Raw genomic sequence first — 12,429 nt, 5'->3', positions numbered from 1 at the left:
TGGCGTGAGGATGCACGCCGCTTGGCGCCGAATGCGCCGGCAACCGCCGCGAAATCAAAAAATCGCGGTGAATACAAGGAGTTCGGCAGGGACCATCGGGTCAGGGGATGGTTCGTCCGTGAGTGTCTTCAACGCCGGCCCCCGCCAGTTCTGGCACGAGAGGCTCCGTTGGGAGGTGAATTCGATGGCTCGCCCTGGACTTGCGGCGCGTAGCCGGGATGAATTCGAGGCCACCCGCCCCGAATACCCGATGCGCTATCGCACAGAGACCGCGCAGAACCAGCGCCCGACCGTTCCGACCCGCATCGGCACCGGGAGCCGCCCCCGCCGCAGTTCCAAACGCCGCGACGGCCTCATGCTGTGGCGGGTGCTCGGCGTATCCGCGGCGGCGCTCATCCTCGGGATGGGTGGTTTTCTGGCTTACAATCTTGTTTCTCCACGCTCCGACACGTCCCAAATCGCGGCCGCTCCAACCCAGCCGTCGCCAGCTGCCCCCCTTTCCGCGCAAGTTTCCACCCCTGCCGCCGCGGCCGCGACAACGGTGACGAAGCCCGCGACGCCCGCTCAACCGAAGCGCATCGCCGACGCAGGGCACGGCCAGTCCGCCATGAAAGTCGCCTCCCTTCTCGGTGGAGGCGGAGAAGCGGCCGCCCCCGTTCCGGCCGAGGCTGGACCGACGGCCGCCGACTTTTCCCGGCCAGCCTTCCTTGAACCCCTGGGGGAGACGGATGAGGGCACCCTCCCGGCAAGCGCTGCGGAGACGGTGGCCGAAGGCACCCCGCCCGACGCCGCCGCGCCGCTGCCGGCGCCCCGGCCTGTGAAAATGGCATCCGCCGACGCCGCAGCATCCGACGATGACGGCGCCACATCCGCACGCATCCGTTCGGCGGTCACGCTGCGCTCCGGCCCACGCCGCTCGGCCTCGGCCATCGGTACGCTCGAAGGCGGCACGAAGGTGAAGCTCTATTCGTGCAAGAGCTGGTGCGAGGTCTCGGCCGGCGACAAGCGTGGCTGGGTCTATAAATCGTCCGTAGACCGCTGAGCCCCCGCATTTCCCCCCTCGGTTTCCTGCCGTGCGACAGCCTTTGCCTTGTCGGGTCGGTACTTCTTCCGGTGACACCCGGCCGCTGAGGGGCACCTGCCCTTCTGCCGGCGAGACATCGCCCGGCGAAGTGTCGCCAGCCTCGTTCGCTTGCGGCAGGGCTGCGCGAAGCGGCAATGGCACAAGGACGGCGATGCCCCGCCCCATCCAGTCGGGCTGTCCCGTGTCGAGCATGTCCATGTTGATCGGAGCGGGGATTTGGGCATCCCTGCCGGCAATTTCCTCTGCCAGCACTTCGGCCGCTTGGCCCACGGCCGCGGCAAGCGTATCGCCATCCGCCCGAAGCCCGGGAAAATCTGGGAAACTCAGGCGAAACCCGCCTTCTTCCTCTCGGACGATGCCGATCACGTGGTTCATGGTGCGTCCTCCTGGAAGAGGAAAGCGCAAGGGAGCCTTCCGCGTTCCGCCGCGCGGCCGGCGGAGGGCAACGGGATGGGCGACCCGTCACCTCTTCTTGTTGCGGCGATCGGTGGTGGCGTCGAGCAGGATGCCGCGGGAAACGGCGCCGCGGCCGAACTTGGCGCGCAACGCGTCCATGGCGGTCTCGGTGGCCTTGAGGCGCTGGCTGGTGGTGTCCACCAAGTCGGCGGGGTCGGCATCTTCGATGGGGCCGAGGTCGGACACGCCGACGCCGATCAGCCGGAAGAGCGTTCCGTCCGTCTCCTTCACCAGAAGCTCGTGCGCCGCCGCGTTGATGCGGGCGGCAAGGCAGGTCGGCGCCTCCAAGGTCCGCGAGCGGGTGCGCAGGCGGAAATCGGCGGTCTTGAGTTTCAGCGTCACGGAGCGCCCGGCGATGCCGGCACGCTTGAGGCGGTCGCTGACTTCCTCGGAGAGGGCATAGAGTGTCTGCTCCAGAGGCCTGAGGGCGCCGATGTCGCGGTCGAAGGTGGTTTCGGCGGACACGCTCTTGGCCTCCCGCTCCGGCTCCACCTTGCGGGTGTCGAGGCCAAAGGCGAGGCGCGAGAGCCGCAAGCCCTCGGCGCCGTAGCGGCGGGCGAGGTCGGTGGGATCGGCGCGCTGGAGATCGCCGATGGTGGCGAAGCCGTCGCGCGCCAGCTTGCCGCCGAAGGCCGCCCCCACCCCCCAGATGAAGGTGACGGGTCGCGGCGCCAGAAATTCGGCCGCCTCGCTCTGGCCGATCACCGAGAAGCCGCGCGGCTTGTCGAGGTCCGAGGCGATCTTGGCGAGAAACTTGTTGGCCGCGAGCCCCACCGACACGGTGATGCCCACCTCCCGCTCCACATCGCGGGCGAAGCGCGCGAGCGTGCGCGCAGGACTCGCCTGATGCAGGGCCTGCGTGCCCGAGAGATCGAGGAAGGCCTCGTCGATGGAGAGCGGCTCCACCAGCGGGGTCAGCGCCTTCATGCGGGCGCGGACCTCCCGGCCGACCTTCACGTATTTCTCCATGTTGGGCTTCAGCACCACCGCATCCGGGCAGAGGGCCAGCGCCTTGAACATGGGCATGGCCGAGCGCACGCCGTGGATGCGGGCGATGTAGCAGGCAGTCGAGACCACCCCGCGCTTGCCGCCGCCGATGATGAGCGGAACGTGGGCGAGGTCCGGATTGTCCCGCTTTTCCACCGCCGCATAGAAGGCGTCGCAATCCACATGGGCGACGCTGAGGCTGTGCAGTTCGGCATGGCGCGCCACGCGCGGGCTGCCGCACGCGACGCACCGCAGGCCGCGCGACCCGGCAACGTCGGGAACGTCGGAAAGGCAGTCGCGGCAGAGGCCGGGCGCGGTCATGGCTTCAGGAGGCGGTGCCGCCGGCTACATGGGACGGCGGACGATCGCGTCCGGGTCGATGGGCGGCGAGAGGATCTCGTGGGCCGCCGCCACATGGCGCGGGTCGAGCCCCTTTTCGGCGGCGAAGGCCAGGAGAAGCGGCTCGTCGGCGATGACGAAGGCGAGCACGCCGGCGCCAAAATCGCGCCGCCCGGCGGCCTCGCGCAGGCTGGCGGGGGTGAGGCCGGTTTCGGCAAGGAATCGCACGAGGCGCTCGCCATCGGCAGCGATGAAGGAGAGGGCGGACACCGCCACCTCCTGCGCCGCATCACGCTGGGCCTTGAGGCCCCTTGGTTTGTCTTGAATGGGCATTTGCGCTTCCGCAAGGATTGGGGTCTAGCTGTCGGCGGCATTCCAGCACGTTCGCCGCGTGCTGCGAAGGGTGGCAGGATGCGGCGAAGTCGGGCTGGGCTCGGGGGACGCGATGACCAAGACGGTGATGATCGTGGAGGACAACGAGCTGAACATGAAGCTCTTCCACGATCTCCTGGAGGCGCACGGCTATCGCACGGTGGAGACGCGCTCCGGTGTCGAGGCGGTGGAGCTGGCCCGTGCCAACCGGCCTGACCTCATCATCATGGACATCCAGCTGCCGGAGATTTCCGGCCTCGATGTCACCCGCAAGCTGAAGGCCGATCCGGAATTGCGCGCTATTCCCGTGGTGGCCGTCACCGCCTTCGCCATGAAAGGCGACGAGGAGCGCATCCGCGCCGGCGGATGCGAGGCCTATCTCTCCAAGCCCATTTCGGTGGCGCGCTTCCTCGAGACGGTGCGCCAGTATACCGGCGGCTGAGGTGGGGACGGCCGAATCACCGGCTTTTCCTTTCGCCCCGTTGTGCTAGTCTTCGTGGCTTCCAGATGCGAGGCGGAAGGTGCGCGGACGGCCATGCCGGTCCAGACGCCCTTTCGCTGCCAGACAACCCTACGGAGTGCTCAGGTCCGCCGCATCTCCTGGGTCCGTGGGGTTTGGCCGGTGGGTGAGCGTCGCGGGAGGCCTCCCCGCCCGCTCCCCGCCGGCCAGCCTACCCGCTGCGTCTCTCCCCATTCGGCTCCTCTTGCGTCGCCCGCGCTTCGTCACCACGTTTCGTGCTGAAGGAGTTGCAATGCCATGAGCACCACCGGCGACACGTCCCGCGAGCCTGCCGATACCGACATCGCCTATCGGCCGCACGCGTTTGATCCGGTGACGCAACCCGAGCTGTTCGAGGGCGTCCTATCCCGCCGCATCATCGCCTTCCTGGTGGATGCGCTGATGGTGATCGGGCCGGTGGTGCTGTTCGGCGTCTTCGTGTTCGTATTCGGCATCGTCACCCTGGGCCTCGGCTGGCTGCTGTTCTGGCTGATCGGGCCGGTCTTCATCCTGTGGGCCATCGCCTACTACGCCTTCACCCTCGGCTCGCCGTCCTCTGCCACCCTCGGCATGCGACTCATGGAGATCGAGGTGCGTACCTGGTACGGCGCGCCCTGCTACGCGCTGCTCGGCGGCGTGCGCGCGGTGTGCTTCTGGGTGTCGATCTCGGTGCTGACGCCGTTCGTGCTGCTGGTCGGCCTGTTCAACGACCGGCGCCGGCTGCTGCACGATTTTCTCTGCGGCACGGTTGTCATCAACAGCGCCGATCGCGCCGAGGCGCTGCGCCGCATCCGCTGAAATTTCACCCTCCTGGCGACTGCGCCTTTGACGGGCCTGCATGCAGGCGCGATGATCTCGGTTCAGAGGCCAGATCCCCGTGAGTGAGCACCCCCGCGACACACCGCAATTCTATCTGACGGCGCCCTCCCCCTGCCCCTATCTCCCGGGCAGGGAGGAGCGGAAGGTGTTCACCCACCTCGTCGGCGACCGCGCGGCTGCGCTCAACGACGTTCTGACGCAAGGCGGCTTCCGCCGCAGCCAGTCCATCGCCTATCGTCCTGCCTGCGAGGGCTGCAAGGCGTGCGTGTCGGTCCGCATCTGCGTGGCCGACTTCGTGGAGAGCCGGAGCTTCCGGCGGGTGAAGGCTGCGAACGCCGACATCGTGGGGCAGGTGAAGCCGCCCACTCCCACCTCCGAGCAATACAGCCTCTTCCGCACCTACGTGACCTCCCGCCACGGCACCGGCGGCATGGCGGACATGAGCGTGCTCGACTACGCCATGATGGTGGAGGACACCCACGTCCACACCCGCCTCGTCGAATATCGCAAGCGCGGGCCGGACAGCCGCATCCTTGAGCGCGGCACCGGAGACCTGATGGCGGTGGCGCTCACCGACATCCTCTCCGACGGCCTCTCCATGGTCTATTCCTTCTACAATCCGCTGGCGCAGGATCGCTCGCTCGGCACCTACCTGATCCTCGACCATGTGACGCGGGCGCGGCAGATGGGGCTGCCTTACGTCTATCTCGGCTATTGGGTGCAGGGGTCGCGAAAGATGGACTACAAGCGGCGCTTCCTGCCGCAGGAGCGCCTCTCGCCGCAAGGCTGGGAGCGCATCGAGGACTAGGCCCGGGCCACGCGCGCGGCATGGGGGTGCCGGATGCATCTGACCAACGCGGTCAATATCTTCATCACGGTCTTCGCGGCGCTTTTCCCGATCGTCAACCCGCTCGGGACGGCGCCCATCTTCCTCACCTTCGTGCGCCGCTGCTCGCCGCAGGTGCGCAAGCGCATCGCCCGCAGCGTCGCGATCTACGGCTTCCTGCTGCTGTTCGGGTCGCTGGCCATCGGCGCGCAGATCCTGCTGTTCTTCGGCATTTCGCTCCCCGTGCTGCGGATCGCCGGCGGGCTGGTGGTGGCGGTGGTGGGCTGGAACATCCTGCACGAGGACGACAATGCTCCCGGCAAGGCGGAGGGCGTGGAGTTGGACGAGGCGCGGGCGCAGGACGAGGCCTTTTATCCCCTCACCTTGCCTCTCACGGTCGGTCCGGGCTCCATCGCCGCGACCGTCGCTCTCGCCGCCGGCCATACGCCCACCTGGAAGACGGACCCGCTGTTCCAGCTCTCCACCGTTCTTGGCGCGCTGGCGGGGCTCATTGCGGTGTCGCTGACGGTCTATTTCTCGTTCCGCGAGGCGCCCACCCTGGAGCGGGTGCTGGGCAAGACCGGCACCAATGTGCTCGTGCGCCTGTTCGCCTTCATCCTCTTCGCCATCGGCGTTCAGATCATCTGGCTGGGCGTGGAAGCGCTTATCACCCAACTGCCGCGCTGAGGACAGGCGCTCGGACAATTCTGCCATCCCCGGGTGGCGGTGCAGCGCCGAGCGGCGAGCTGCTAGAACGGGGCATCTCCCCTGCCGCTCCGGAGCTGCGCCATGTCCCATCTCAATCCCCCCATCCGCCGCGTCGCCGTGATCGGGGCCGGGACCATCGGGGCCAGCTGGGCCGCGCTGTTCCTGTCACGCGGGCTGGAGGTGGTGGTGAGCGATCCCGCCCCCGGCGCGCGCGAGGCGACGCAGGCGCTGATCTCCGGGGCGTGGCCCGTGCTCACCCAGCTCGGTGGCGAAAGCTGGATCGACCCTACCGCATGGCGCTTCGAGCCGGACCCGGTGGCGGCGGTCGAGGGCGTTGACTTTGTGCAGGAGAACGCGCCCGAGCGCTACGAGGTGAAACAGAAGCTGTTTCCCGCCCTCGATGCGGTGCTGCCGCCGGACGTGGTGATCGCCTCGTCCTCCTCCGGCCTTCTGGCGAGCCGCATCTCCGAGGGCTGCCGCCACCGCGAACGCTGCCTCATCGGCCATCCCTTCAATCCGCCCCACCTCATCCCGCTGGTGGAGGTGGTCGGCGGCGCGCATGCGAGCCGCGAGGCCATCGCGCGGGCCATGGCCTTCTACCGCTGGCTGGGCAAGCACCCCATCGAGATCCGCAAGGAAGTGCCCGGCCATGTGGCGAACCGCCTCCAGGCGGCGCTGTGGCGCGAGGCCATCCATCTGGTGGCGGAGGGTGTCGCCTCGGTGGAGGATATCGACGCCGCCGTGTCTGAGGGGCCGGGCCTGCGCTGGGCGCTGATGGGCCAGCACATGACCTTCCATCTGGGCGGCGGCGCGGGCGGGCTCGGCCATTTCATGCACCATCTGCTGCCGGCGGTTGAGACGTGGTGGGACGACCTCGGCGCCCCGGCCATGACGGAAGAGCTTCAGGCGGCGCTGGTTAAGGGTGTGGAGGCCGAAGCCGCCGGCCGCTCCATGGCCGATCTGGCGCAGCGGCGCGATGCGCTGCTCACCCAGATCGTCGCCCTCAAGCACGCCGCCGATGTGCGAGACGAACAGGCCTCGATCAGCGCGCGGCTGGACGAGGCGCTGGAAGAGAGCTTTCCCGACAGCGACCCCATCGCCGTGCGCGGCGACGACTGAAGGGGCGATCGAACCTAACAAAGGAAAAGGCCGCCGCGAGCCCGAGCCGCGGCGGCCTTTCCTGTTTCCGTCCTCGCCCGCCGCGCACCCGCGCGGCGCCGGGAGATCAGGCCAGCGACTTGATCGCGGCCTTGCCGGCGTAGCGGGCCGAGTCGCCCAGTTCCTGCTCGATGCGCAGCAGCTGGTTGTACTTGGCGGTGCGGTCCGAGCGGGCCAGCGAGCCGGTCTTGATCTGCCCGCAATTGGTGGCCACCGCGAGGTCGGCGATGGTGGAATCCTCGGTTTCGCCCGAGCGGTGGGACATCACGGCGCGATAGCCGGCCTTGTGGGCCATTTCCACCGCATCCAGCGTCTCGGTGAGGGAGCCGATCTGGTTCACCTTCACGAGGATGGCGTTGCCCACGCCGTCCTTGATGCCGCGCGAGAGGCGCTCGACATTAGTGACGAAGAGGTCGTCGCCCACCAGCTGGCACTTGGAGCCGATGGTGTCGGTGAGGAGCTTCCAGCCGGCCCAATCGTCCTCGGCCATGCCGTCTTCGATGGTGACGATGGGATAGCCGGCGACGAGCTGCGCCAGATACTTCACCTGGGCCTCGATGTCGCGCACCTTGCCCTCGCCCTCATAGTGATAGGCGCCGTCCTTGAAGAACTCGGTGGAGGCGCAGTCGAGGCCGATGAACACGTCCTCGCCCGGCTTGAAGCCGGCCTTCTCGATGGCGCCCATCACGAAGTCCAGCGCCGCCTCGGCGGAGGCGAGGTTGGGGGCGAAGCCGCCCTCGTCGCCCACGTTGGTGTTGTGGCCGGCGCTCTTCAGGCCGCTCTTCAGCGTGTGGAAGATCTCCGCGCCCCAGCGCAGGCCTTCCGCGAAGGAGGAGGCGCCGGCGGGCAGGATCATGAATTCCTGGAAGTCGATGGGGTTGTCCGCATGGGCGCCGCCGTTGACGATGTTCATCATCGGCACCGGCAGCACGCGGGCGTTCACGCCGCCCACATAGCGGTAGAGCGACAGGCCGCTCGCCTGCGCGGCGGCCTTGGCCACCGCCAGCGACACGCCGAGGATGGCGTTGGCGCCGAGGCGGGCCTTGTTGGGGGTGCCGTCGAGACCGAGCAGCACCGCGTCGATGTGGGCCTGGTCCTCGGCCTCATAGCCGCCGACCGCGTCGAAGATCTCGCCGTTCACCGCGTCCACGGCCTTGGACACGCCCTTGCCGAGATAGCGGCTCTTGTCGCCGTCGCGCAGCTCGACCGCCTCATGGGCGCCGGTGGAGGCGCCGGAGGGGACCGCGGCGCGGCCGAGGGAGCCGTCTTCCAGCACCACGTCCACCTCGACGGTGGGATTGCCGCGGCTGTCGAGAATCTCGCGGCCGATGATATCCACGATGGCGGTCATGAAGGTCCCTTCCCTTGGTGTCCCGCGCCTTGATATCCAGCGGCAGCGAGCGGCGGCGGCCAGATGGCTGCCTTCGGGGCCGTGACGGACCCCCTCACCCTTCAACCTCGCCCGCCCCCGGGAATGGAAGGCGAGGCGCCCTCCAGGCGCCGTGCTTCTAGCGCGAACCTTCGCGGATGCGAAGGGGCTTGATCGCAAAGAGGTGATCGGTCGCAAAACCGCCCGACGGCGGTTGAACATTGCCGGCCCGAAAGCTATGCCGCCGATCCATTCCCAAGGAAGCGTGATGACCGACCGCCCGTTGCAGCTCGGCGCCCAGAGCGCCCTGCCCCCGTCCCCCGAGGAGGCGGTGCTCGACCGCGTGCCCAATCCCCACCCCGATGCCGATTACGTGGCGCGCTTCACCTGCCCCGAATTCACCTCGCTCTGCCCGGTGACGGGCCAGCCGGATTTCGCCCACCTCGTCATCGACTACGTGCCGAACCTCCACCTCGTGGAGTCCAAGTCGCTCAAGCTCTATCTCGGCAGCTTCCGCAACCATGGCGCGTTCCACGAGGATTGCACGGTTGCGGTGGGCAAGCGGCTGGTGACGCTGCTGGAGCCGCGCTTCCTGCGCATCGCCGGCTATTGGTATCCGCGCGGCGGCATTCCCATCGACGTGTTCTGGCAGACCGGAAAGCTGCCCGAGGGCGCATGGCTCCCCGACACGGGGGTTGCGCCCTATCGCGGTCGCGGGTGAAGCTGGGGCTGACGGTCGCATCAGACGGCCGCCGGGGGGATGAACGACGCCGCTGCGGGCCGGGGAGCCACGCAGCGCGTGCCAACCCGAGGGCATCAGCATGCCGAAGCTCATCGTGACCAATGGCGACAGCGCGGCCGAGCGGCTGCGCGAGGCGGGGATCAGGGGCCACATCATCCCCTGGCGGGACATGCTGCATGACGGGCCGGTGCCCGCCGCCACACTCCTCGACGACGTCTCCGACGTGCGGGCCGATTTCCTCTCCTCCGCCCTCGGTCTTCCGTTCGACGAGGTGAGGGCCGATTTCGCCCATCGCGACGCGCAGATGGAGGTGCATTCGGCCTATGGCGAGGTGGAATTGTGGTTCGAGCACGATCTCTACGACCAGCTCCAGCTGATCCAGATCCTCGACTATCTCGCCCACGAGCCCGAGCGCATGGGGGTCAGCCTCGTTCAGGCTTCCCACTACCTCGCTGTGATGGAGCCGGAGGACCTCCGCGCCCTTGAGGCCCGGCGCGCGCCCGTCACCCATCTCCAGATGGAGACCGCCCGCGAGGCGTGGGCGGCGTTCACCGCGCCGACGCCGCGGCCGCTCTCCACGTTCCTCGAACGCCCGCACGAGGCGTTGCCGCACCTCGCGCCCGCCCTCACCCGCCTCGTCTGCGAGTTGCCAGCGCCAGGCAGCGGCCTGTCGCTGACGGAAGAGCGGATGCTGAGCCATCTGGCGAGCGGACCGATGAAAGTGGCGCACCTCTATGCTGCCGTGCATTCCATGGATCAGGCGCAGTTCCTGGCCGACCTGCCGTTTTTCCTGCGCCTCGACGGGCTCGCCTTCGCCCACGAGCCGCTCGTGACAGGCCTGCCTTTCCGCTCCAGTGAAGCGCCGAGCCTGAGCTTCACGCCGGGGGAAGATGGGGCGGCGGAACGCACGTACCGGGCCTATGCCGCGGCCGAGGTGGCCCTGACCCCCGCCGGCGCCGCGGCGCTCAAGGGGGCCTTCGACCATGCCGCCAACAACGCCGTCGAGCGCCACCTCGGCGGCACGCGCATTTGCGCCGGCGCCATGTGGCGCTACGATCGCGCCGCGGGGCGGCTGGTGCTGCCGAACTGAAGGGCGCCGCGCGGCTCAGGCCGCGGCGTCTTCTTCGGCGACCTGCTCGCTGTGGGCCTTGAAGGCCGCGAAAGCGACCACCGTCAGCGGCGTCGCCAGCACCACGCCCAGCGCGCCGAAGATGCTACCGAACGCCACCACCGCGAACAGCGTCACCGCCGGCGGCAGCGACACCATGCGCTGCTGGAGCAGGGGCGTGATGATGTTGCTCTCCGCCTGCTGAACGCCGACGAAGACGAGCAGCGTCCACAGGCCGGTGTCCGCGCCCATGGTCAGCGCGATCAGCACCGCCGGGGCAGCGGCCATCACCGGCCCGATCATCGGCACGAATTCGGCAAGGCCTGCGAACAAGGCGAGCGCCAGCGAGGAGGGCACGCCCACCACCGTGAGGCCGATGAAGGTCAGCACGCCCACCACCACCATGGCGATGAGCTGCGCCTTCAGAAAGTGCCGCAGGTCCTCCGAGACCAGGGCAAGCTGTCGTGCCGCCGCCGGCCGCTCGGAGGGTCGCCACAAGGACAGGAACATGCGGCGATACATTTCCGGGGAAACGGCGAAATAGATGCCGCCGACCACCACGAGGAAAGTGCCCAGCACCACCTGGAACAGATTGGACGTGAACCCCTGCACGAAGGAGAGAACGGTCTCGCCGGACGGCGCCGCCGCTTCCGCCCGCTTCAGAAGGTCGTCGCTCATCCCCTCGAGGTGAAAGCGCTGTTCGAAGGCGGTCCAGGCCGTGGGCAGCTCGTTCACCAGCTGCGTCACCTGGGTCTGGATGGTGGAGCCGAACAGATAGAGCGCGAGACCGAGCCCGCCGAAGACGAGAATCCCGACGGGGATGACCGCAAATCGCTCCGGGAAGCGCGTCCACCTGGCGAAGGGCTCGGCCAGCGCGTGGAGCGCGAGCGAGACGAGGCAGGCGGCGAACACCTGAAGGATGACGTCGTAGATCTTCCAGGAGAGCCAGGCCAGCGCGATGACGATGCACGCGATGGCAACACGGCGTGCCACATCCCGGTCAGAAATCATGCTGCCCCCGATGCGCGCCGACGTTCGACGCGACTACGGCTTCATACCGCGAAACCGTGACGACCGCACCGTGACGCAGACAGGGGACGTCAGAACGGGCGGAACACCGCCCGCACGAGGTCCAGTGTGCGGCACGCGGCCTTGTCCTGCGGGTCCGCCATGAGACGCTGCATGGCGTCAAAGGTCTGTGCGGCGAGCAGCCCCCGCCAGTTGGTGCGCGAGGGTGGCGGCAGCGCATGGTGGCGCAGGCCCGGCTTCAGCGTGCCGTCGATCTCCGCAAGGCTCTCTGGCGAAAGCTGCGGCCACGCCTCTCCGAGCTGGCGCGCGGCGCGGTCCATGGTGCCCCGCCAATCGGCCATCAGGCCATCGAAGGAGATAACGGTGCGCGGCATCCCGCGGGTCGCGATCTCCGAATCGAGCGTGTAGCGCAGCCAGATGCCGAGACCCTTCCCCAGGTCGAAGCCGTCACGCTTGGTCAGGGAGGCGGCGACCTCGACCGGGTTGCGCAGGGCTAGAACCGGCACGATGCGATAGCCTGCCTCTTTCAGCGCCGGCCCATAGATGGCCATGAGGCGGGAGATGCGCGGGTCTTTCAGGACGATGGCGGGTGCATCGCCATATTCGTCGGCCAGCGCGCGGCGCACCTCGTCCAGCAGACCGGTCCGGCGCGCCACCGCCATGGCGTCCTCCTGCAGCCGCTTGCGGGAAGACCATTTGTGGCCGCACGCCTTCAGGATGCGCTCGTCGAGGTCCATGAAGACCTCGCTCTCCCAGAACCCCGCCTCATTGGCCTCGGTGGCGGCCATGAGGGTCTTGGGGGCGGAAAAGCCCATCAGGTTGATGATGCGGGTCAGCGCCGATGTGCCGCTGCGGTGCATGCCCAGCACCAGGACGGCGCGCTTGTCTGTCGTCACGGGAGGCTCCTCGTAAGACGGGGCCGCCCGCACCCGC

Annotated in this window: 13 protein-coding genes; 8 read left to right on the top strand and 5 right to left on the bottom strand. The window is 68.4% G+C overall.

Going from position 1 to position 12,429, the window contains the following annotated elements:
- The first annotated feature begins 118 nt into the window (after positions 1 to 118).
- Positions 119 to 1,042 carry an SH3 domain-containing protein gene (locus ACT535_RS01335; protein ID WP_476363093.1) on the top strand — a complete coding sequence of 308 codons (924 nt, stop codon included), beginning with the start codon at positions 119 to 121 and terminating at the stop codon, positions 1,040 to 1,042.
- 504 nt (positions 1,043 to 1,546) lie between these two features.
- Here ACT535_RS01335 and ACT535_RS01330 read toward each other — a convergent pair.
- Together ACT535_RS01330 and ACT535_RS01325 are read right to left on the bottom strand one after the other, a co-directional pair.
- Positions 1,547 to 2,848, bottom strand: a complete 1,302-nt coding sequence (locus ACT535_RS01330) for a DNA polymerase IV (protein WP_476363092.1) — start codon at positions 2,846 to 2,848, stop codon at positions 1,547 to 1,549.
- Positions 2,849 to 2,872: 24 nt separating this feature from the next.
- Complete coding sequence (locus ACT535_RS01325) at positions 2,873 to 3,199, bottom strand: DUF3572 domain-containing protein (RefSeq protein WP_476363091.1); 327 nt, start codon at positions 3,197 to 3,199, stop codon at positions 2,873 to 2,875.
- Positions 3,200 to 3,311: 112 nt separating this feature from the next.
- Here ACT535_RS01325 and ACT535_RS01320 point away from each other — a divergent pair, with 112 nt between their 5' ends.
- From ACT535_RS01320 to ACT535_RS01300, 5 genes are all read left to right on the top strand, one after another.
- A complete protein-coding gene (locus tag ACT535_RS01320; protein WP_024279231.1) occupies positions 3,312 to 3,680 on the top strand; it encodes a response regulator in 369 nt (122 codons plus the stop codon).
- 315 nt (positions 3,681 to 3,995) lie between these two features.
- Positions 3,996 to 4,535 (top strand): RDD family protein, encoded by a 540-nt coding sequence (locus tag ACT535_RS01315; protein WP_476363090.1) that lies wholly within the window; start codon positions 3,996 to 3,998, stop codon positions 4,533 to 4,535.
- A gap of 79 nt (positions 4,536 to 4,614) precedes the next feature.
- The gene (locus tag ACT535_RS01310; protein ID WP_168456926.1) at positions 4,615 to 5,364 is read left to right on the top strand and encodes an arginyltransferase; all 750 of its coding nucleotides are present in this window, start codon (positions 4,615 to 4,617) and stop codon (positions 5,362 to 5,364) included.
- 33 nt (positions 5,365 to 5,397) lie between these two features.
- Positions 5,398 to 6,069, top strand: a complete 672-nt coding sequence (locus ACT535_RS01305) for a MarC family protein (RefSeq protein WP_476363089.1) — start codon at positions 5,398 to 5,400, stop codon at positions 6,067 to 6,069.
- A gap of 102 nt (positions 6,070 to 6,171) precedes the next feature.
- Complete coding sequence (locus ACT535_RS01300; RefSeq protein ID WP_476363088.1) at positions 6,172 to 7,209, top strand: 3-hydroxyacyl-CoA dehydrogenase NAD-binding domain-containing protein; 1,038 nt, start codon at positions 6,172 to 6,174, stop codon at positions 7,207 to 7,209.
- Positions 7,210 to 7,315: 106 nt separating this feature from the next.
- Here ACT535_RS01300 and eno read toward each other — a convergent pair whose 3' ends face one another.
- A complete protein-coding gene (gene eno / locus ACT535_RS01295; protein WP_209489559.1) occupies positions 7,316 to 8,599 on the bottom strand; it encodes a phosphopyruvate hydratase in 1,284 nt (427 codons plus the stop codon).
- 286 nt (positions 8,600 to 8,885) lie between these two features.
- On the opposite strand from eno, the gene queF reads away from it, so the two are divergent.
- Both queF and ACT535_RS01285 read left to right on the top strand, forming a co-directional pair.
- Positions 8,886 to 9,338, top strand: coding sequence for a preQ(1) synthase (gene queF, locus ACT535_RS01290; protein WP_029558343.1), 453 nt, complete (start codon positions 8,886 to 8,888; stop codon positions 9,336 to 9,338).
- A 100-nt stretch (positions 9,339 to 9,438) separates the two neighbouring features.
- Positions 9,439 to 10,449: a DUF1835 domain-containing protein gene (locus ACT535_RS01285; protein WP_476363087.1), complete on the top strand. Its 1,011-nt coding sequence runs from the start codon at positions 9,439 to 9,441 to the stop codon at positions 10,447 to 10,449.
- Between the two features lie 15 nt (positions 10,450 to 10,464).
- Here the strand turns inward: ACT535_RS01285 and ACT535_RS01280 are convergent, their stop codons facing one another.
- Together ACT535_RS01280 and ACT535_RS01275 are read right to left on the bottom strand one after the other, a co-directional pair.
- The gene (locus ACT535_RS01280) at positions 10,465 to 11,478 is read right to left on the bottom strand and encodes an AI-2E family transporter (protein ID WP_476363086.1); all 1,014 of its coding nucleotides are present in this window, start codon (positions 11,476 to 11,478) and stop codon (positions 10,465 to 10,467) included.
- Between the two features lie 89 nt (positions 11,479 to 11,567).
- Complete coding sequence (locus ACT535_RS01275; protein WP_476363085.1) at positions 11,568 to 12,392, bottom strand: sulfotransferase family protein; 825 nt, start codon at positions 12,390 to 12,392, stop codon at positions 11,568 to 11,570.
- Between the last annotated feature and the right edge of the window lie 37 nt (positions 12,393 to 12,429).

It is taken from the genome of Xanthobacter sp. DMC12, from assembly GCF_056314105.1.
Note: the sequence above shows the minus strand (reverse complement) of the source record. Positions and strands in the feature narration are given on the sequence as shown.